The sequence below is a fragment of the Streptomyces sp. NPDC091209 genome (assembly GCF_044757755.1).
Taxonomy (GTDB): domain Bacteria; phylum Actinomycetota; class Actinomycetes; order Streptomycetales; family Streptomycetaceae; genus Streptomyces.
This window is the reverse complement of the sequence record NZ_JBIVVR010000006.1, coordinates 294,244-313,185: the sequence shown is the minus strand read 5'-3', so window position 1 is coordinate 313,185 and position 18,942 is coordinate 294,244. Positions and strand designations below refer to the sequence as shown.

Genomic DNA, 18,942 nt, shown 5'->3' with positions numbered 1-18,942 from the left:
AGGGTTCTCCTTCCTTGCTCTCAGCCGCGCTTGCGGGGGCGGCGGGCCGGTGTGACGGACACGGTGTGCGCGACCAGGACGCCGGTGCGGCACAGGAATCGGACCTGGCCGAGATCGAGGTCCTCGGCGTCGCAGGGCACCTGGCCGAGCGGTCCGACGACCACCACGCCCGAGCTCAGATGCAGTTCGACCGGCCGGCTGCGGGTGTTGGCGAGGGCCGTGCTCATACGGTCTCCAAGAGGTCTGCGGTGACGGCGAGTTGGTCGACCGGGCGGACCGGCGGGACGGCCGGCGGGGTGCGCCGGACGCTCACGCGGTAGGTGAGGGCGGGGACTTCGGTCAGGAAGCCGCCGATGCGGTTCGGACCGGGGATCCACACGAGACGGGTGGGCAGCCGCTCGCCGTCGGCGACCAGCTCGTCCACGGGGGACAGCCGGTCCAGCACCGCTTCCAGCAGAGCCGCCTGGTCGCCGCGGGTGGCGGCGACCGGTGTGACGGCGTAGTCGATGTCGTACGGGTCACCGGGAACCGCCTGCCGCGAACCGGCGGCGGTGAAGTCACGGGGGACGACGGCGTCCACCACCCGGTCGTACGCGTAGCGCACGTCGAACTGGACGACGTCGAGTGCCGGTGCCACCGGCGAAGGCTCACCGGCCGCGCGTACCGTCACGGGTACGGCGCTGCCACCGACCTCGATGCCGGCCAGGCGCACGGCGAGGGCACGGTCGGCGTCCGCGAACGGCCGCGGCGCGACCGCGATCACGTCGTCGAGGTAGGCGGTGAATCCCGTGCCGCCGAGGCAGCGCACCTGGATCTCGGTCAGGGGGCCGGCCGTGGTGAGGTCGTCGAGGCTCAGCCGCACGGTCTCCCAGCGGTCCGCGGCCCTGACCGGCAGCAGGCGGTGCCAGGTGTTGGCCGGGTCGTCGATCGCGGTCGCCGCCGACCCGAGGCGGAGTTCGAGGAAGAAGGGGGCACCGCCGTAGCCCGCCGGGCGATCGGCCCGCACGGAGAGCCGCAGTTCGGTGAACCCGCTCAGGTCCACCGGTGCGAGGGTGCGCCGCAGGCGGTGTCCTTCGGCGAGCGGCGTCGCGGAGACCCTCGCGCTGCGCCGGTCGGGACCGTAGCCGACCACGAACGTCTCGTCGGCGATGGTGACCTCGGTGGACGGTGTGGAGCCGTCCGGCCCCACGGCCGCCCACTGGGCCGCGTCGCCCATGGGTTCGATGATCCGCGCGGTCATGGCCCGCATCCGTACTGTCCGCATCCGTGCTGTCGCATGCCGACGACTGTGCGGGACCGCCCGTCACCGCGCCGTCACGACCCCGTCACCGAGCTCGGACCCGGACACCGACCTGCGCTTTCCCCATCTGGCCTGCGGCCTCTTCCCATCTGACCGCGCCCGTCTCCCGTCCGACCCGGCGGCCTTCCCCGTCCGACCCGCGACCTCTTCCCGTCCGACCGCGCCCGTCTCCCGCCCGACCCGCGGCCCTTCTCGTCCGACCCGCGGTCCTTCCCATCTGACCGCGCCCGTCTCCCGTCCGACCCGGCGGCCTTCCTCGTCCGACCCGCGACCTCTTCCCGTCCGACCGCGCCCGTCTCCCGCCCGACCCGCGACCTTCCTCGTGCGACCCGCGGTCCTTCCCGTCCGACCGCACCCGTCTCCCGTCTGGCCCGCGGCCCTTCTCGTCCGACCCGCGGTCCTTCCCATCTGACCCGCGCCCCCTTCCCGTTCCCGCGCCGGGCCGTTCCCGACGCCGAGCCGCGCGCACGGCCACCGGGTCCGTTGAACGGAACGGGACGCGACAGCCGGGGGCCGGGGGCTCACGCTGTCCATCGGTGGTCGGTCCTGCCACGGCCGTGGCCCCCCAGGGCCGAAGGCGCGGGGCGATGCCGTTCCACCGGCCGGGAGCCGCCCCTCACGCTCCCGGCCGGGCGGAGCACCGAGGCCGCCCCGGCGGGCGGCCGGCATCCGTCCGCGATCCGGTCGGCCCCGGGCGTACGGGGTCCGGTTCGCTGAGCGGAACACCACGTGACAGACCGCCCCCGGCCTTTCACTCTGGCCACCCGGGCACAGGCGATCCGCCCGGGCACACAGGCCGCTCAACCGGCGGCCTCGACACGGGGGAACGGGAACGATCGATGGCCTGGAACGAATTACCCACGAAACCACGAAGAGACCACCTGACGGAGCCGGGACAGGCGGCGACGGCCAGACTGCGGCTGTTCGACGCCTTCCGGCTGGAGGGCGCGAACGGGAGCATCACCGTCCCGGCGAACGAACAGCGGCTGCTGGCCTACCTCGGCCTGCACAAGCACGCGACGCGTTCCGTCGTCGCCGGGACCCTGTGGCCCGACGTCACCGAGGAGCACGCCCACGGCAGCCTGCGTACGGCGCTGTGGCGGCTGCGCCGCGCGAGGCATCCGGCGGTCCGCGCCGACGGCGACACGCTCCACCTGGCGGACGGCGTGTCGGTGGACGTCGACGACCTCACCCGGGCGGCCCTGCGCCTGACCGGCCCGGCGCACGAGACGGGTGACGCGACGCCCCCGCCGGGCCTTCTGGAGGGGGGCGAGCTGCTGCCGGGATGGGACGAGGAGTGGATCTCCTTCGAACGGGAGCGCCTGCGCCAACTCCGCCTGCACGCCCTCGAATCGCTCAGCACACGGCTCATCGGACGCGGCTGCTACGCCCTCGCGCTGGAGGCCGCCCTCAAGTGCGTCGCGATCGAACCCCTCCGGGAGAGCGCGCACTGCGCGCTGGTGGCCGTGCACCTGGCCGAGAACAACGTCGTGGAGGCGATCCGGCACTACGAGGCGTTCCGGCGGCTGCTCCGCGAAGAACTGGGACTCGAACCCTCGGCACGCTTCGCCGGCATGTTCCCGTACCGGGCCAAGGACGGCAGGCGAGCGCCCGCACCCCTGGTCTCGACGCCCGTGACACACGACCGCCCGGGATGACGGCGCGCTGCCGCAAGGGGAGTTGACGCGGCGGTGACGCAACGGTCACGGGGCGCGTGTCAGCGTCACCGGACCGGTCACCGGACGGGACCGTCCGCCGGTGCGCGCGGTCCCGTCCGGCGAACGGAAGGCAGCACGTCCGGCGAGCGGAGATCGCACCCGCGCCGGGAGACCGCCGCGGGACGAGAACGCCACGCACGACGTCAGTACGCGATCGACACCAGGAAAGGGGACGGCCCCCATGGCCACATGCCGCGGAATCGATCTCTCCGTCTATCAGGGAGCCCAGGACTGGAAGGCCCGCAGGGCGGAAGGCGTGGTCTTCGCCTTCGCCAAGGCCAGCGAGGGCCGGCACACCCACGACGAGCGTTTCGCCCTGCACGTCAAGGGCATCGCCGAGGCCGGTCTCGTACCCGGCGCCTACCACTTCGGCTGGCCCAACCAGGATGTCGGCGAGGAGGCCGCGAACTACATCGCCGCCGTCCGGCCGTACGCGGGCCGGGGCTTCGTGCACTGGCTCGACCTGGAACGCAGGTCGGACGGCTCGAACTACGCGGGCGTCACGGCGGCCGGGATCCACACCTACGCCACCGCCTGGATCGCCCGGGTGCAAGCCGCGTTCCCCGGCCAGCGGGTCGGCGTCTACACCTCGGCGAGCGACCTGGCCGCGGGCCACGCGCCCACCGCCGTCCCGCTCTGGTATCCCGCCTATCCCTGGTCCGGGGCGGCGGCCTACACGCAGGCCGAGGCTCACGCGAAGCCGAGCCCGTCCGGCAGGTCGCCACTGTTCTGGCAGTTCACCTCGACTCCGCTCGACCGATCCATCTGCTACCTGAGCGAGTCCGCGCTGCGCGCGTGGGCCGCCGGAACGGAGACAGACATGGCACTCACCACGGACGACATCAACAAGGTCGCGGCCGCGGTCGCCGCGAAGCTCATCGCCGGCGGCGGTGTGCTGGAGACGCAGGACGTCACCAACGTGGCGTCCGCCGCGGCGAGGGCGGTCCTGACCATGGACGGGGTGATCTCGGCCCCTGCCGATGCCCCGGACGTGAAGACCAATCCGTACTGGGCCCTGGAGTCCTACGTCAAGGACACCAACGCCCGCGTGCGCCTCGTGCAGGCGACCGAGGCGGCCCACAGCGCCGCCATCGCTCAACTCGCCGGCACGATCGCGGCGTTCGACAAGACCGTCGACGCCGCCGCTCTGGTCGCCTCGATCACGGCGGCGATCGACACGGCCCTGCGCAAGGTCGTCGTCCACCTCGACCCCACGTCCTGAATCCGGCGCCATGAATCCCGCGCCCTGAACTACGCGTCCTGAACCCCGCGTCCAGAACCCGACACCCTGACCCGTGAGACAGGAAATCCCGTGAACCTCTTCGCCAGTTTCATGCGCACGGTCGTGCCGATCGTCGCGGGGCTCGCACTGACCCTGCTGGTCCACCTCGGCGTCGACTTCGGCTCGGCCTCGGTGGCGAGCGCGGTCACCGCGCTCCTCACCGGCCTGTATTACACGACGTTCCGGCTCCTCGAAAGCCTCGCCACGAAGATCCGCTCCCGCCCCCTCGCGGCCGTCGCCGGAATCCTCCTCGGCTGGGCGACCCCGCCCGACTACCCGGGCACGGCACGTCCGGCCCTGCACACCGCAGCCCGGCAGAGTCCCTGACCCGGGACCGGCGCCCCGGCTCACCCGGGCATGCCCAGACGCGCCTGTTCCTCCTCGACGATCCGGCGTGCCAGCTCGGTGTCCGACACGTCGACCGCGTCCGGGGTGGCCTCAGCCACGGCGCTGCGGCGGGCGTAGGCGTCGAAGAGGCGAGTCTTGTCCTCCAGCATCTTCACCATGCGTTCGCCCACGCCCCCGGTGGCGAGGAGACGGTGCACACGAACCGGCCTGACCTGGCCCATACGGTGGGCCCGGGCCACCGCCTGGTGTTCGATGGTCGGCTTGATCTGGGGTTCGCAGATGACGACGACGGAGGCGGCCTGCAGGTTGAGGCCGATGCCCGCCGCCTGGATCTGAGCCAGGAGCACCGCGGGGCCCGGGACGCCGACGAAGTCGTCGACGGTCTGCTGCCGCCGCCCGGCCGGGACACTTCCCGTGAGTGGACCGAACAGTGGAGTGCCGTCGGTGGTTCCCGCCGCGAGCGCTTCCTCCACCACGCTCAGTACGTCCTTGAAACTGGAGAAGACCACCGTCTTCTGCCCGTTCTCGCCGGCCTCCTGGACGATCTCCCGGAGCCGGTCCAGCTTGGCCGACTTCTCGGGGCGCATGTACGCCGCCCTGCGCATCGCCATGAAGTTGCCCGCGCGCACGGCTTCGCTGTACGCCTCCTCGTCCGACGCGCTCAGCTCCTCCCACTCGTCGGTCTGCTGGAGACTGGGGAGTTCCGTCAGCACGTCCTCCTGGTTGCGCCTCAGGTAGACCGGGGCCACGGCCTTGCGGAAGGCGACCGATCCGGCCGACGCGTCCCGTTCGCCCAGGGAGTCCGCGAGGTCGCCGTCGAGCATCCGGACCAGGTCGCGGAACTCCCCGACCCTGTTCTCCATCGGGGTCCCGGTCATGAAAAGGGTGCGCCCGCAACGCTCCGCCCACAGGGCGACCGCCTGGGACCGCTTGGCCTTCGGGTTCTTCACGAAGTGCGCTTCGTCGACCACGAGCAGTCCGACCTCCCCGCCGCCCGGCGCGGGAAAGCCGCGCAGCGCGTCGAACGTGGTCACCGCGACCCCGCCCCGCCCCGTCCAGTCGGCGAACGCGTAGTGCCGATGGGGGCCGTGGAGCACCATGACCCGCAAGGCACTGCGGGCCTCGATCTCCCGTGTCCAGTTCACGAGGACGCTCGCCGGGCAGACGACCATGAAGTGCCTCTGTCCCTCGCCGGCCAGGTGCGCCAGCACGGCGATCGCCTGGATGGTCTTCCCGAGGCCCTCCTGTGCGGCCCTTCCGTAGAGGTCGTCAAGGTCTGAAGCGCCGGCCACAGCCACTCCAACCAGGTCGGCCGGCAGCCACAGCACTTCGCGGACGAGGACCCCCCACGGCCAGGCGTCTGCGCCCGACCCGCCAACAAGCGGGCCGGGCGCCATCAGTTGTGTACACATGGGACACTCGGTACGCTTGTGCGCATGACGCAGCCGCTGCCCATAGAGTCCATCCGCGACGTGCGCGCACATCTGGCCGAGGTCGTGGAGCGCGCGGACCGCGACGACGTACCCACGGTGATCACGCGCCGGGGCAAGGAAGTCGCCGCCGTGGTCTCCATCGAGGTGCTGCGCAAGTACCAGGAATGGGAAGAGCGCGAGATCAACCGGATCATCGACGAGCGCATGGCCAACCCGGCTCCCGGTATCCCGATCGAGGACATCATGAGGGAGACGCTGGCGCGCGGTGAGTGAGTACCGAACCGTCTTCCGCCCCGAGGCGCAGGCCGAGCTTCGGAAGATCCCTCGCGACACGGCACTGCGCATCCTGGCCAAGCTGACCGAGCTGGAGACCGACCCCCTCGGCTTGAACACCACCGCACTCGTGTCCCAGCCCGAACGACGCCGTCTGCGCGTCGGCGACCATCGCGTCGTCTACACGATCGACAACGGAGAGTTGGTGGTCTGGGTCGTTCACGTGGGACACCGGTCCACTGCCTACGAGACCTGATTGCCGCTGACCCCACGTCAGAATATCCAGCGCCCATCCAGCACGGTGACGACGAAGGGGTCGGACTCGACTGAGCCCGACCCCTTCTGACCTGCATGTTTGCCACGTCAGCGACGTGGCGATGTGTCAGTCCCTACACGTTGAACCGGAACTCCACCACGTCGCCGTCCTGCATGACGTACTCCTTGCCCTCCATGCGGGCCTTGCCCTTGGCGCGGGCCTCGGCGACCGAGCCCGTTTCGACCAGGTCGGCGAAGGAGATGACCTCGGCCTTGATGAAGCCCTTCTGGAAGTCGGTGTGGATGACACCGGCGGCCTCGGGGGCGGTCGCGCCCTTCTTGATGGTCCAGGCGCGGGATTCCTTGGGGCCTGCCGTCAGGTAGGTCTGCAGGCCGAGGGTGTTGAAGCCGACGCGGGCCAGGGTCGCCATGCCGGGCTCCTCCACGCCGACCGACTCCAGGAGCTCCTTCGCGTCCTCCTCGTCGAGCTCGGCGAGGTCCGCCTCCAGCTTGGCGTTGAGGAAGATCGCCTCGGCCGGAGCGACCAGGGCGCTCTGCTCGGCCTTGAAGGCGTCGTCGACCAGCTCGTCCTCGTCGACGTTGAAGACGTAGAGGAACGGCTTGGTGGTGAGCAGGTGCAGGTCGTGCAGCAGTTCCTCGTTGCCGGAGCCCTGGACGATGCCCGCGGAGAAGAGGGTCTCGCCCTTCTCCAGGATCGCCTGGGCCGCCTCGACCGCCGCGACCTTCGGGCCGATGTCCTTCTTGATGCGCGACTCCCGCTGGAGGCGCGGCAGGACCTTCTCGATCGTCTGGAGGTCCGCGAGGATCAGTTCGGTGTTGATCGTCTCGATGTCGTCCTTGGGCGAGACCTTGCCGTCGACGTGCACGACGTTCTCGTCCTTGAAGGCGCGGATGACCTGGCAGATCGCGTCCGACTCGCGGATGTTCGCGAGGAACTTGTTGCCCAGGCCCTCACCCTCCGAGGCGCCCTTCACGATGCCCGCGATGTCGACGAAGTCGACGGTCGCCGGGAGGATCTTCTGCGAGGAGAAGATCTCGGCCAGCTTGGTGAGACGGGCGTCGGGGACGCCGACCACGCCGACGTTCGGCTCGATCGTGGCGAACGGGTAGTTGGCCGCGAGCACGTCGTTCTTGGTCAGGGCGTTGAACATGGTCGACTTGCCGACATTGGGCAGACCGACGATTCCGATCGTGAGCGACACGTTGCGACTTCCCGTACGAGAGGATGGGCGAAGGGCCCTCCAGGAGAGCGGGCCGATCCACCAGTCTACGGCGTGACCCGGCCCCGACCCGCGAGGTATCGAACGCATGGCCAAGCTCTTTCCACGGCCTCGCCTTCGGCCGGTCTCCGGCGTGTCCGATGGGCCATTCCACACATAAAACGACCTAAGTTGGTCCAGTGGAGCAACACAGGACGCGTCCCCCTCAGTACAGACCGCGGCGCGGCGCACCCGTTCCGGCTCAGGCCGGGCGGGCCGCGGGTGGCGGTGTCCGACGGGACGCCCCGGTGGCGCGGCGGCCCGCGCCCGCCGGCGCCCGCCCGACACGCCGGACGTCGCGTCCCCGGCTGACCGGACTGGGCGGCGGTCTGCTCTGCGGCGCGTCGATGTTCGCGCTGGCCTGTGTCGACCACCTGCTGTTCGGCGGGTCGGCGACGGTCTACGGGGTGCTGTTCCTGCCGGTGTGCGTGCTGACCGCGCTGTGGGTGCGGCCGGGCGACCTGATGACCGCCCCCGTGGTCGCACCGATCGCCTTCACCTTCGGGCTGCTGCCGATCACCGACGACAGCGGAGGCGGCGTCGGCGGCCTCTTCATGGGCCTGATCACCGGCCTCGCCCTCCAGGCCGGCTGGCTGTACGGCGGGACGCTGGTCGCGGGCCTCGTCGTGACCGTCCGCAGGGTCCGCCTGATGAACCGCCGGGCCGCCCAGCGGCGGGCGGCGGCGCGCGGCCTGCCGCCCGACAGGCAGGCCCGCTGACCCTCGTACCGCCGCCGGCCGGCACCTTCGCGGGCCGCGGTGTGACCGCTGCCGGCCGCTACTGGGCCAGCTGCGCCGCTCGCATCGCGGCGCCCACGATCCCCGCGTTGTTCTGGAGCTGCGCCGGGACGATCTCCGCCTTGATGTCCTCGATCAGCGGCAGGAACTTGTCGGCCTTGCGGCTGACGCCACCGCCGATGATGAAGAGTTCCGGGGAGAAGAGCATCTCGACATGGGCGAGGTACTTGGTGACGCGGCGCGCCCAGTGCTCCCAGGTCAGTTCGTTGTCGTCCTTGGCCTTGGTGGACGCGCGCGTCTCCGCGTCGTGGCCGTTCAGCTCCAGGTGCCCCAGCTCGGTGTTCGGGACCAGTTCGCCGTCGATGAACAGGGCACTGCCGATGCCGGTGCCGAAGGTGAGCAGGATGACCGTGCCCCGGCGGCCCTTCCCGGCGCCGAACTCCATCTCGGCGACGCCGGCCGCGTCCGCGTCGTTCAGCACGGTCACGGGCAGGCCGCCCAGCCGGTCGCCGAGCAACGCGCGCGCGTCGGTGTCGATCCAGGCCTTGTCGACGTTGGCCGCCGTACGGATGGTGGAACCGCCGGTCACCACGCCCGGGAAGGTGATGCCCACCGGGCCGGTCCAGCCGAAGTGGCCGATGACGTCCTTCACGCCGTCGGCCACCGCGTCGGGCGTCGCGGGATGCGGGGTGAGCACCTTGAAGCGCTCCTCCGCCAGGTCCCCGCGATCAAGGTCCACAGGGGCGCCCTTGATCCCGGATCCGCCAATGTCCACACCGAAGATCTTCATGGACCCACGTTACGTCGTACGACTGAGCGTCACTTCCCGGGCGTACCGGCGGTGCGCTCGTCCACCAGAGCGGCCGCCTCGGCGCGCAGATCGCGGCGCAGCTCCTTGGGGAGCGAGAAGGTGATGGACTCCTCGGCGGCCTTGACGATCTCCACGTCCTCGAAGCCGCGCTCGGACAGGAACTCCAGGACCTGCTCGACGAGGATCTCCGGGACGGAGGCGCCGGAGGTGACGCCGACCGTGCTCACACCCTCCAGCCACGCCTCGTCGATCTCGTCGGCGAAGTCCACGAGGTACGCGGCGCGGGAACCGGCGAGCTTGGCGACCTCGACCAGCCGTACGGAGTTGGAGGAGTTGCGCGACCCGACCACGATGACCAGGTCGGCCTCCGCGCCCATCTGCTTCACGGCGAGCTGGCGGTTCTGCGTGGCGTAGCAGATGTCGTCGCTCGGCGGGGAGATGAGCAGCGGGAACTTCTCCTTCAGGGCGTCGACCGTCTCCATGGTCTCGTCGACCGACAGGGTGGTCTGGGAGAGCCAGACGACCTTGGAGGGGTCGCGGACCTCGACCTTGGCGACGTCCTCGGGGCCGTCGACCAGGGTGATGTGGTCGGGTGCCTCCCCGGAGGTGCCGATGACCTCCTCGTGACCCTCGTGCCCGATGAGGAGGATGTCGAAGTCCTCGCCCGCGAAGCGGACGGCTTCCTTGTGGACCTTGGTGACCAGCGGGCACGTCGCGTCGATGGTGGCGAGCTTGCCGGCGGCGGCCTCGTCGTGCACGACGGGGGACACGCCGTGCGCCGAGAACATGACGATGGACCCCTCGGGGACCTCCGCCGTCTGCTCGACGAAGATCGCGCCCTTCCGCTCCAGGGTCTGCACGACGTACTTGTTGTGGACGATCTCGTGACGGACATAGATCGGGGCCCCGTACTGCTCGAGGGCCTTCTCGACGGCGATCACGGCGCGGTCCACGCCCGCGCAGTAGCCACGGGGGGCGGCGAGCAGGACACGGCGGCCAGGCGAAGCAGTCATGCCCCCCATCGTAAGGCCGCTCCCGGCAGGCCAGGGATCGCCTCCTCGCAGAGTCCTCGGAGCCCCGGCCCGTGCCGGGCGTACGGCCTTGTCGGTGGCGGCCACTACGCTCGGGCGCATGGCTCTCAACACGTCCGCGGACGCTCCGCTGCCCGTCGGAGAGGTGTCACGGCTCATCGGGGGATGGATCGACCGGCTCGGCGCCGTCTGGGTCGAGGGGCAGATCACCCAGCTGTCGCGGCGCCCCGGCGCCGGCGTCGTCTTCCTGACGCTGCGCGACCCGTCGTACGACATCTCGGTGGGCGTGACCTGCTACCGGCAGGTCTTCGACGCGGTCGCCGACGTGGTGAGCGAGGGCGCCCGGGTGGTGGTCCACGCGAAGCCGGAGTGGTACGCGCCGCGCGGGCAGCTTTCCCTGCGGGCCGTCGAGATCAAGCCGGTGGGCGTGGGCGAGCTCCTCGCCCGCCTCGAACAGCTCAAGAAGTCGCTGGCGGCCGAGGGGCTGTTCGCGGCCGACCGAAAGAAGGCGCTGCCGTTCCTGCCGCAGCTCGTCGGGCTGGTGTGCGGGCGCGCGTCGGCGGCCGAGCGGGACGTGCTGGAGAACGCGCGGCACCGCTGGCCCGCGGTCCGCTTCGAGGTCCGCAATGTCGCCGTGCAGGGTGTCCACGCCGTCCCGCAGGTCGTGCAGGCGGTGAAGGAGCTGGACGCGCTCGACGAGGTCGACGTGATCGTCGTGGCGCGCGGCGGCGGCAGCGTGGAGGACCTGCTGCCGTTCTCCGACGAGCAGCTCGTCCGCGCGGTCGCGGCCTGCCGCACCCCGGTCGTGTCGGCGATCGGGCACGAGCCGGACAGTCCGCTGCTCGACCTCGTGGCCGACCTGCGGGCGTCCACACCGACCGACGCCGCCAAGAAGGTCGTGCCGGACGTCGGCGAGGAGTACGAGCGGGTGCGGTTCCTGCGGGACCGGGCGCGGCGCTGCGTCCAGTCGTTCCTCGACCGCGAGGAGCGCGGGCTCGCGCACACGCTGGCCCGGCCCTCCATCGAGGATCCGCACCGGATGATCGACGAGCGGGCGGACCAGGTCGCCGCCCTGCTCGACCGGGGCCGGCGCACGCTCGGGCATCTCCTGGACCGCGCGGACTCGGAGCTGACGCACACCCACGCGCGCGTGGTGGCCCTCTCCCCCGCGGCGACCCTCCAGCGGGGGTACGCGGTGCTGCAGAAGGACGACGGCTCCGTGGTCCGGGACCCGGCCGGGGTCGCGGCGGACGAGACGCTGCGGGCGCGGGTCGCCGAGGGTGAATTCACGGTTCGAGTCGATGCATAGGGTGGACGCATGACCAGCAAGGTGGACGAGGCGCTCGGGTACGAGCAGGCACGGGACGAGCTGATCGACGTCGTACGCCGCCTGGAGGCGGGCGGTACGACCCTGGAGGAGTCCCTGGCGCTCTGGGAGCGCGGCGAGGAGCTGGCCAAGGTGTGCCGACGCTGGCTGGAGGGCGCGCGGGCCCGCCTGGACGCGGCCCTGGCCGAGGAGGAGTCCCAGGAGAAGGACACCGGCCCCGGCCCCGAGTGACGAGCGGCCCGGAGTAGCGGGAGTCTCGGAGTGACGAGCGGTTCGGAGTAGCGGGAGGCTCTCGGTTTCGGCCGGCAGCCTCCGTTTTCCGGTCCCGTATCTGTGAAGCGGATCACGACGCCCCGGTTTTGGTTGAACTTTAAACCTCTTCGTCGTACTGTCGTACTCGCCAACAGATCCCCCCGGGATCCACCGCACATACCGAGAAGGTTCCTCATGTCTCTCGTCCTTGACCCCACCGCTCAGGACCTGCTGTTCCGCGAGGCCCGCACCGCGAACACGTTCACCGACGAGCCGGTGACCGACGAGCAGGTGCAGGCGATCTACGACCTGGTCAAGTACGGCCCGACCGCGTTCAACCAGTCGCCGCTGCGCGTCACCCTGGTCCGCTCCCCCGAGGCCCGTGAGCGCCTGGTGCAGCACCTCGCCGAGGGCAACCGGGCGAAGACCGCCGCCGCCCCGCTGGTCGCGATCCTCGCCGCGGACAACGAGTTCCACGAGGAACTGCCGACGCTCATGCCGCACTTCCCCGCCGCCAAGGACCTCTTCTTCTCCGAGCGCCCGGTCCGTGAGGGCAGCGCCGCGATGAACGCCGCCCTCCAGGCCGCGTACTTCATCATCGGCATCCGCGCCGCCGGTCTCGCCGCGGGCCCGATGACCGGCGCCGACCTCGCCGGCATCCAGAAGGAGTTCCTGGACGACGACCACACCCCGCTGATGATCGTCAACATCGGCAAGCCGGGCGAGGACGCCTGGTTCCCGCGCGGCCCGCGCCTGGACGCCGACCAGGTCATCACGACCGTCTGACCCTCGGCTCCACCGGCATCACCGGCACCACCGTTCGACCCGCACCTGTATGAAAAGGGCCCCCGGCACTGCTGCCGGGGGCCCTTCTCGTACGCGTGCGGGATGAACGGGCGCGGTTCCACGACCGCGGTTGCGACCTCGCGGGATCACCGACCGCGGGGTCTACGACGTCTTCAGGGCCTGCGCCAACTTCACCAGCGTGCCGAACGACCCCGTGCCGGTCACCACGGTCGTGGAGCCCTTGCCCTCCAGGACGAGGGCGTCGTAGTGGTCGCCCTCGTAGCGCTGCCAGGTCCGGTCGCCGATGCGCTGGGTGGCCTTCGTCTGCCGCGCGCCCTGGCTGGCCGTGTCGATGAACACCGCCGGCCGCTGAGTGGACTGCTCGACCGCGACGTACTGACCGTCGGGGGCCTGGAAGCCCAGATGCCAGGCGTCGAACTCGCTGCCGTCGTAGCGCACCGAGGTCGCCTTCCACGCCGGGGGCAGCCCTTCGGGCGCCGCCACGGGATAGCTCGCCGCGCGGCGAGCCGTCAGCAGCTCGACCCGGAAGTCGACACGCTGGAGATCGGGCTTGGAGTCGTCATGCGGGATGAAGATGTAGATAACGCCCGCCATGAGCCCGATGAGGCCCAGGGAAAGAATCATGTCCCGGACCGACTGCTTGCCTTTCATACCTGCCACGGACCTATCGTCGCAGGTGCCCTGGCCTGCTCATCCGTGGGCCCCCCTGCTCATTTTGTAAGCCTGGCGATAGAGTCGGGACAACACCCTCATCCGGCCGTCGTCGTATCAGAAAGGTGCGTGTCGATGACCGAGCATCATCTGCCCTCCGAACTCGAAGTCCCGTCGGAAGCCCCCGACCGGAACCTCGCCCTCGAACTCGTCCGCGTCACCGAGGCCGCCGCGATGGCTGCGGGCCGCTGGGTCGGCCGCGGCGACAAGAACGGCGCCGACGGCGCCGCCGTCCGGGCCATGCGCACCCTCGTCTCCACCGTCTCGATGAACGGCGTCGTCGTCATCGGCGAGGGGGAGAAGGACGAGGCCCCGATGCTCTACAACGGGGAGCGCGTGGGCGACGGGACCGGCCCCGAGTGCGACATCGCCGTCGACCCGATCGACGGAACCACGCTCACCGCCAAGGGCATGACGAACGCGATCGCCGTGCTCGCCGCCGCCGACCGCGGCACCATGTTCGACCCGTCCGCGGTCTTCTACATGGACAAGCTGGTCACCGGCCCGGAGGCCGCCGACTTCGTCGACATCAACGCGCCCGTGTCGGTGAACATCCGCCGGGTCGCCAAGGCCAAGCGGGTCACGCCCGAGGACGTCACCGTCGTCATCCTCGACCGGCCGCGCCACGACGGGATCATCAAGGAGATCCGGGAGACCGGCGCGCGCATCAAGCTGATCTCCGACGGCGATGTCGCGGGCTCCATCCTCGCGCTGCGCGAGGGCACCGGCATCGACCTGCTGCTCGGCATCGGCGGCACCCCCGAGGGCATCATCTCGGCCTGCGCCGTCAAGTGCCTGGGCGGCACCATCCAGGGCAAGCTGTGGCCCAAGGACGACGAGGAGCGGCAACGGGCGCTCGACGCCGGGCACGACCTCGACCGTGTCCTGACCACGAGCGACCTGGTCTCCGGCGAGAACGTCTTCTTCGTCGCGACCGGCATCACCGACGGCGAGCTGCTGCGCGGTGTGCGCTACCGCTCCGAGACCGCGACGACCGAGTCGATCGTGATGCGGTCCAAGTCCGGGACGGTCCGCCAGATCACCTCGGAGCACCGGTTGAGCAAGCTGCGTGCGTACAGCGCGATCGACTTCGACCGCGCCAAGTAGGACCGCCGGCCCACCTGGGCCGGGCGCCGCGAGGCGTGGAAGGGGCGCCCCTTGTGCGGAGGGGCGCCCCTTTTTCCCTGCGCTCGTGCCGACCGGCACCGGCCGTTTTTTCCCTGCGCTCGTGCCGACCGGCACCGGCCGGCAAGGCCCGCCTGTCAGCCCGGCTGCCCCACAGGCGAGCCGGGCCGGTTCCGCTGCGGGCATGCCGACCGACTCCCCACGCGTGGACCGGCCCGCCGCCCTGCGGGTGAGCCACTCCACCGCCCTGCGGGTGAACCGACCCGCCGCCACGCGGGTGGGCCGGCCTCCTGCCCGGCGGGCGGCCGAGTCCGGTGCCGCGTGGCTGGGTCCGGCCGTTGCCATGCGTGGCGAGCCCGCCGCCCTGCGGGTGAACCGACCCGCCGCCTTGCGGCTGGGCCGGCCTCCTGCCCGGCGGGTGGCCGAGTCCGGCCGTTGCCATGCGTGGCGAGCCCGCCGCCCTGCGGGTGAACCGACCCGCCGCCACGCGGGTGGGCCGGCCTCCTGCCCGGCGGGTGGCCGAGTCCGGTGCCGCGTGGCTCTGTCCGGCCGTTGCCATGCGTGGCGAGCCCGCCGTCCTGCGGGTGAACCGACCCGCCGCCTCGCGGGTGGGCCGGCCTCCTGCCCGGCGGGTGGCCGAGTCCGGTGCCGCGTGGCTCTGTCCGGCCGTTGCCATGCGTGGCGAGCCCGCCGCCCTGCGGGTGAACCGACCCGCCGCCACGCAGGCCGGGGGCCCGCTGTGCCGCGGGTGGGTCAGCCGGCCGCGGCTATCGTGCCGCGGGCGGCCTTCTTGAGTTCCAGGTCGCGGCGGCGGCGGCGCGCGAGCACGACGCGGCGCTCGGCGGCGGTGAGGCCGCCCCAGACGCCGTACGGCTCGGGTTGCAGCAACGCGTGTTCGCGGCACTCGACCATGACCGGGCAGCGGCCGCAGACGCGCTTGGCGGCCTCCTCACGGGAGAGCCGGGAAGCGGTGGGCTCCTTGGAGGGGGCGAAGAACAGGCCGGCTTCGTCGCGCCGGCACACCGCCTCCGTGTGCCATGGCGCTTCCTGATCCCTGTCCCGCACTGGCGCCCGCTGGGCCGGAACGGCAGCTACCTGCAGGGACTGATGCGGCGGTTGCAGCACGGTCTACTCCTGACGACGGCTTCGCGAGCGTGCCGGGCACGGCGGAAAGTTCCGCTGCGCCCTCCAAGAGACGATGCAGCAAGCCCTACCCGCTGTGCGCGCGCCTATGCACTGCGTTCCGAAGCCCGGCCGTTCTCGGGCATGATCGATCGTTCGACTCTGGACCACCCCGCGCCGGACCACCTCGCATCCGCCGTCCGCGCGTTCACGGGCGTCAACGGTCCAGGTGCTTGCGCAAACTCCGGTCCAGCCGGTCCGCCACCCGCTCGTTGACCCGGCTCGTGACCCGGTCGAGGATGTCCGCGATCAGCTTGCCGCGCTTGGGCCTCGCCTCGACGTTCCCCAGGACGGCGAGGCCGTCGATGTAGACCACGGGTGCGTCGGGGTCGCCCGAATCCAGCGTGTCCACCTCGAAGTTGCCCAGCACGCCCCCGCCGCTGCCCCGCAGCGAGACATTCTCCGGAACGAAGATCTCGACGTTGCCGAAGACCGAGATCGCCTTGATCACGACCTGCTGGTACTCGAAGATCGCCTCGCTCAGGTCGATCTCGACATTGCCGAAGACCGAGTACGCGTGGATGCGCCGGCCCGCCCGCCAGCGGCCCTTGCGGACCGCGGAGCTGAACACCGCCACCACGTTCTCGTCGGCCTCCACGGGGATCGCCCCCGTGGAGGGCCGGTTCGGCGCGGAGGCGTACGCGGAGGTCGCGCGGCCGGTGTGGGCGGCGGGCAGGTCCCGGACGAACTGGTCGAGCTCACCCACCGTCTTGGTGGCCAGCACGCCCTCCACCCGCTCGGCGTGCTCCTCCGCGGTCAGACGCCCCTCGGCGACGGCCTCGCGCAGGATGTCGGTGATCCGGTCGCGGTCGGCGTCGGAGGCGCGCAGCTCGGCCGGCTTCGCCGCCGTGGCGGGGGTCGCGTCGGGGCTCTTCTGAAGGTCCACGGCCACAGCGTACCCAAACGCGATAGATCGCGACTACCCCTCTCCCGCCGTCCGTGGAAAACCCGCCGTCCGTCCGGGCCGCCGGTCCCGACGCCCGAACTGAGCCTTACCTCACAGCATCGGCGCCCGTGTCAGGTTCTACGCTGGTGGATGCTGCCGATGACGGCCGGCCTCCGGCGAGTGAGCCGAACGGGCGCGCCCGAGGCGAACGAGCCCCAAAAGCTGTCTGTCGAGTGAGGAATGGGCCGAGATGCCTGAGTTCGCGTACACCGATCTGCTCCCCCAGGGAGAGGACACCACCCCGTACCGGCTGGTGACCTCCGAGGGTGTCTCCACCTTCGAGGCCGACGGGCGCACGTTCCTCAAGGTGGAGCCGGAGGCGCTGCGCACGCTCGCCGCGGAGGCCATCCACGACATCCAGCACTACCTGCGGCCCGCTCACCTCGCCCAGCTCCGCCGGATCATCGACGACCCGGAGGCCTCGGCGAACGACAAGTTCGTCGCCCTGGACCTGCTGAAGAACGCGAACATCGCGGCGGCGGGCGTCCTGCCGATGTGCCAGGACACCGGCACCGCGATCGTCATGGGCAAGCGCGGCCAGAACGTGCTCACCGAGGGCGGCGACGAGGCGGCCCTCTCGCGCGGCATCTACGACGCCTACAAGAACCTGAACCTGCGCTATTCGCAGATGGCCCCGCTGACCATGTGGGACGAGAAGAACACCGGCTCGAACCTGCCGGCGCAGATCGAGCTGTACGCCACCGACGGCGGCGCCTACAAGTTCCTGTTCATGGCGAAGGGCGGCGGCTCCGCCAACAAGTCGTTCCTCTACCAGGAGACCAAGGCGGTCCTCAACGAGGGCTCCATGATGAAGTTCCTGGAGGAGAAGATCCGCTCCCTGGGCACGGCCGCCTGCCCGCCGTACCACCTGGCGATCGTCGTCGGCGGCACGAGCGCCGAGTACGCGCTGAAGACCGCGAAGTACGCCTCCGCGCACTACCTGGACGAGATTCCGGCCGAGGGCTCCGAGCTCGGGCACGGCTTCCGGGACAAGGAGCTGGAGGAGAAGGTCTTCGAGCTGACCCAGAAGATCGGCATCGGCGCGCAGTTCGGCGGCAAGTACTTCTGCCACGACGTGCGCGTGGTCCGCCTGCCCCGCCACGGCGCGTCCTGTCCGGTCGCCATCGCCGTGTCCTGCTCGGCCGACCGCCAGGCCGTCGCGAAGATCACCGCCGAGGGCGTCTTCCTGGAGCAGTTGGAGACCGACCCCGCGCGCTTCCTGCCGGAGACCACGGACGCTGAACTCGACAGCGGCTCCGCCGCGGGCCTGGACTCGGCCGGGGACGACGTCGTCAGGATCGACCTCAACCAGCCGATGGACGACATCCTCGCCGCGCTGACGAAGTACCCGGTCAAGACCCGTCTCTCGCTCTCCGGCCCGCTCGTGGTGGCGCGCGACATCGCGCACGCCAAGATCAAGGAGCGGCTGGACGCGGGCGAGGAGATGCCGCAGTACCTGAAGGACCACCCGGTGTACTACGCGGGCCCGGCCAAGACCCCCGAGGGCTACGCGTCCGGCTCCTTCGGCCCGACGACCGCCGGCCGCATGGACTCCTACGTCGAGCAGTTCCAGGCGGCGGGCGGCTCCAAGGTGATGCTGGCCAAGGGCAACCGCAGCAAGCAGGTCACGGACGCCTGCGACACGCACGGCGGCTTCTACCTCGGCTCCATCGGCGGCCCGGCCGCCCGTCTCGCCCAGGACTGCATCAAGAAGGTCGAGGTCGTCGAGTACGAGGAGCTCGGCATGGAGGCCGTCTGGCGGATCGAGGTCGAGGACTTCCCGGCCTTCGTCGTCGTCGACGACAAGGGCAACGACTTCTTCCAGGATCCCGCCCCCGCCCCGACCTTCACGACGATCCCGGTGCGGGGCCCGGGACTGGCGTAGCGCGGACTCGTACGGTGTACGGCCTTCCGGGTCACGCCGTACGGGTGACGCGGGCGGGACGCCCTACGGGGAGTTCCGTACGTCCGTGACGCCGTAGAAGCCATGTGAACGGCCGCCGACCGGGCGGCCGTTCGTTCGTCCCGGGCCGTACCGGCGGCGGGCCGCCCCTGCGGACGCTCGCGCGTGCCGGGCCGGGAACACCCGTGGGCTCCGGGACGCTGTCCCCCATGGAGGTGTCA

The 18,942-nt window shown here is 71.0% G+C and carries 19 protein-coding genes and 1 pseudogene; 11 read left to right on the top strand and 9 right to left on the bottom strand.

Annotated features, from left to right (window positions below; genetic code table 11):
• Positions 1 to 20 precede the first annotated feature (20 nt).
• Positions 21 to 227: a hypothetical protein gene (locus tag ACIQRL_RS19675; protein WP_401332861.1), complete on the bottom strand. Its 207-nt coding sequence runs from the start codon at positions 225 to 227 to the stop codon at positions 21 to 23.
• The gene (locus tag ACIQRL_RS19670) at positions 224 to 1,240 is read right to left on the bottom strand and encodes a hypothetical protein (RefSeq protein ID WP_401332859.1); all 1,017 of its coding nucleotides are present in this window, start codon (positions 1,238 to 1,240) and stop codon (positions 224 to 226) included. Before ACIQRL_RS19670 ends, ACIQRL_RS19675 begins: the two co-directional genes overlap by 4 nt.
• Before the next feature lie 899 nt (positions 1,241 to 2,139).
• On the opposite strand from ACIQRL_RS19670, the gene ACIQRL_RS19665 reads away from it, so the two are divergent.
• The 3 genes from ACIQRL_RS19665 to ACIQRL_RS19655 all read left to right on the top strand — a co-directional run bounded on the left by ACIQRL_RS19665 (position 2,140) and on the right by ACIQRL_RS19655 (position 4,627).
• Positions 2,140 to 2,958 (top strand): BTAD domain-containing putative transcriptional regulator, encoded by an 819-nt coding sequence (locus ACIQRL_RS19665; protein WP_401332857.1) that lies wholly within the window; start codon positions 2,140 to 2,142, stop codon positions 2,956 to 2,958.
• A gap of 241 nt (positions 2,959 to 3,199) precedes the next feature.
• On the top strand, positions 3,200 to 4,240 hold the full coding sequence (locus ACIQRL_RS19660; RefSeq protein WP_401332855.1) for a glycoside hydrolase family 25 protein: 1,041 nt from the start codon (positions 3,200 to 3,202) through the stop codon (positions 4,238 to 4,240).
• 90 nt (positions 4,241 to 4,330) lie between these two features.
• Entirely contained in the window at positions 4,331 to 4,627 is a 297-nt protein-coding gene (locus tag ACIQRL_RS19655; protein WP_401332853.1) for a hypothetical protein, read from the top strand.
• 20 nt (positions 4,628 to 4,647) lie between these two features.
• Here ACIQRL_RS19655 and ACIQRL_RS19650 read toward each other — a convergent pair.
• Positions 4,648 to 5,889, bottom strand: a pseudogene (locus ACIQRL_RS19650) (DEAD/DEAH box helicase); the annotation flags it as partial.
• 195 nt (positions 5,890 to 6,084) lie between these two features.
• On the opposite strand from ACIQRL_RS19650, the gene ACIQRL_RS19645 reads away from it, so the two are divergent.
• Both ACIQRL_RS19645 and ACIQRL_RS19640 read left to right on the top strand, forming a co-directional pair.
• On the top strand, positions 6,085 to 6,354 hold the full coding sequence (locus tag ACIQRL_RS19645; RefSeq protein ID WP_019434848.1) for a type II toxin-antitoxin system Phd/YefM family antitoxin: 270 nt from the start codon (positions 6,085 to 6,087) through the stop codon (positions 6,352 to 6,354).
• Positions 6,347 to 6,610, top strand: a complete 264-nt coding sequence (locus ACIQRL_RS19640; RefSeq protein ID WP_401332851.1) for a type II toxin-antitoxin system RelE/ParE family toxin — start codon at positions 6,347 to 6,349, stop codon at positions 6,608 to 6,610. The genes ACIQRL_RS19645 and ACIQRL_RS19640 overlap by 8 nt, the downstream gene beginning before the upstream one ends.
• A gap of 133 nt (positions 6,611 to 6,743) precedes the next feature.
• Here ACIQRL_RS19640 and ychF read toward each other — a convergent pair whose 3' ends face one another.
• Positions 6,744 to 7,832, bottom strand: coding sequence for a redox-regulated ATPase YchF (ychF, locus tag ACIQRL_RS19635; RefSeq protein ID WP_401332850.1), 1,089 nt, complete (start codon positions 7,830 to 7,832; stop codon positions 6,744 to 6,746).
• Between the two features lie 305 nt (positions 7,833 to 8,137).
• Between ychF and ACIQRL_RS19630 the strand changes: the two genes are divergently transcribed.
• Positions 8,138 to 8,608 carry a DUF6542 domain-containing protein gene (locus tag ACIQRL_RS19630; RefSeq protein ID WP_401332848.1) on the top strand — a complete coding sequence of 157 codons (471 nt, stop codon included), beginning with the start codon at positions 8,138 to 8,140 and terminating at the stop codon, positions 8,606 to 8,608.
• A 58-nt stretch (positions 8,609 to 8,666) separates the two neighbouring features.
• On the opposite strand, the gene ppgK is transcribed toward ACIQRL_RS19630, so the two are convergent.
• Both ppgK and ACIQRL_RS19620 read right to left on the bottom strand, forming a co-directional pair.
• Complete coding sequence (ppgK, locus tag ACIQRL_RS19625) at positions 8,667 to 9,416, bottom strand: polyphosphate--glucose phosphotransferase (RefSeq protein WP_401332846.1); 750 nt, start codon at positions 9,414 to 9,416, stop codon at positions 8,667 to 8,669.
• 29 nt (positions 9,417 to 9,445) lie between these two features.
• Positions 9,446 to 10,459 (bottom strand): 4-hydroxy-3-methylbut-2-enyl diphosphate reductase, encoded by a 1,014-nt coding sequence (locus ACIQRL_RS19620; RefSeq protein ID WP_401332844.1) that lies wholly within the window; start codon positions 10,457 to 10,459, stop codon positions 9,446 to 9,448.
• Positions 10,460 to 10,568: 109 nt separating this feature from the next.
• On the opposite strand from ACIQRL_RS19620, the gene xseA reads away from it, so the two are divergent.
• The 3 genes from xseA to ACIQRL_RS19605 all read left to right on the top strand — a co-directional run bounded on the left by xseA (position 10,569) and on the right by ACIQRL_RS19605 (position 12,833).
• Positions 10,569 to 11,777, top strand: coding sequence for an exodeoxyribonuclease VII large subunit (xseA, locus tag ACIQRL_RS19615; RefSeq protein WP_401332842.1), 1,209 nt, complete (start codon positions 10,569 to 10,571; stop codon positions 11,775 to 11,777).
• A gap of 9 nt (positions 11,778 to 11,786) precedes the next feature.
• Entirely contained in the window at positions 11,787 to 12,026 is a 240-nt protein-coding gene (locus ACIQRL_RS19610; protein ID WP_401332840.1) for an exodeoxyribonuclease VII small subunit, read from the top strand.
• Positions 12,027 to 12,242: 216 nt separating this feature from the next.
• Positions 12,243 to 12,833: a malonic semialdehyde reductase gene (locus ACIQRL_RS19605; RefSeq protein ID WP_401332839.1), complete on the top strand. Its 591-nt coding sequence runs from the start codon at positions 12,243 to 12,245 to the stop codon at positions 12,831 to 12,833.
• Between the two features lie 162 nt (positions 12,834 to 12,995).
• Here the strand turns inward: ACIQRL_RS19605 and ACIQRL_RS19600 are convergent, their stop codons facing one another.
• Entirely contained in the window at positions 12,996 to 13,514 is a 519-nt protein-coding gene (locus ACIQRL_RS19600; RefSeq protein WP_401332837.1) for a DUF4245 domain-containing protein, read from the bottom strand.
• Positions 13,515 to 13,640: 126 nt separating this feature from the next.
• Between ACIQRL_RS19600 and glpX the strand changes: the two genes are divergently transcribed.
• Entirely contained in the window at positions 13,641 to 14,672 is a 1,032-nt protein-coding gene (gene glpX, locus ACIQRL_RS19595) for a class II fructose-bisphosphatase (RefSeq protein ID WP_401332836.1), read from the top strand.
• 771 nt (positions 14,673 to 15,443) lie between these two features.
• On the opposite strand, the gene ACIQRL_RS19590 is transcribed toward glpX, so the two are convergent.
• On the bottom strand, positions 15,444 to 15,815 hold the full coding sequence (locus tag ACIQRL_RS19590) for a WhiB family transcriptional regulator (RefSeq protein WP_401332834.1): 372 nt from the start codon (positions 15,813 to 15,815) through the stop codon (positions 15,444 to 15,446).
• Positions 15,816 to 16,029: 214 nt separating this feature from the next.
• The gene (locus ACIQRL_RS19585; protein WP_401332833.1) at positions 16,030 to 16,758 is read right to left on the bottom strand and encodes a DUF1707 domain-containing protein; all 729 of its coding nucleotides are present in this window, start codon (positions 16,756 to 16,758) and stop codon (positions 16,030 to 16,032) included.
• A 250-nt stretch (positions 16,759 to 17,008) separates the two neighbouring features.
• Here ACIQRL_RS19585 and ACIQRL_RS19580 point away from each other — a divergent pair, with 250 nt between their 5' ends.
• A complete protein-coding gene (locus ACIQRL_RS19580) occupies positions 17,009 to 18,703 on the top strand; it encodes a fumarate hydratase (RefSeq protein ID WP_401332831.1) in 1,695 nt (564 codons plus the stop codon).
• Positions 18,704 to 18,942 lie beyond the last annotated feature (239 nt).

Coding starts and splice junctions, on each gene's coding strand:
- ACIQRL_RS19675 (WP_401332861.1), bottom strand. CDS start 227: ATGAGCACGGCCCTCGCCAACACCCGCAGCCGGCCGGTCGAACTGCAT.
- ACIQRL_RS19670 (WP_401332859.1), bottom strand. CDS start 1,240: ATGACCGCGCGGATCATCGAACCCATGGGCGACGCGGCCCAGTGGGCG.
- ACIQRL_RS19665 (WP_401332857.1), top strand. CDS start 2,140: ATGGCCTGGAACGAATTACCCACGAAACCACGAAGAGACCACCTGACG.
- ACIQRL_RS19660 (WP_401332855.1), top strand. CDS start 3,200: ATGGCCACATGCCGCGGAATCGATCTCTCCGTCTATCAGGGAGCCCAG.
- ACIQRL_RS19645 (WP_019434848.1), top strand. CDS start 6,085: ATGACGCAGCCGCTGCCCATAGAGTCCATCCGCGACGTGCGCGCACAT.
- ppgK (WP_401332846.1), bottom strand. CDS start 9,416: ATGAAGATCTTCGGTGTGGACATTGGCGGATCCGGGATCAAGGGCGCC.
- ACIQRL_RS19620 (WP_401332844.1), bottom strand. CDS start 10,459: ATGGGGGGCATGACTGCTTCGCCTGGCCGCCGTGTCCTGCTCGCCGCC.
- xseA (WP_401332842.1), top strand. CDS start 10,569: ATGGCTCTCAACACGTCCGCGGACGCTCCGCTGCCCGTCGGAGAGGTG.
- ACIQRL_RS19610 (WP_401332840.1), top strand. CDS start 11,787: ATGACCAGCAAGGTGGACGAGGCGCTCGGGTACGAGCAGGCACGGGAC.
- ACIQRL_RS19605 (WP_401332839.1), top strand. CDS start 12,243: ATGTCTCTCGTCCTTGACCCCACCGCTCAGGACCTGCTGTTCCGCGAG.
- glpX (WP_401332836.1), top strand. CDS start 13,641: ATGACCGAGCATCATCTGCCCTCCGAACTCGAAGTCCCGTCGGAAGCC.
- ACIQRL_RS19580 (WP_401332831.1), top strand. CDS start 17,009: ATGCCTGAGTTCGCGTACACCGATCTGCTCCCCCAGGGAGAGGACACC.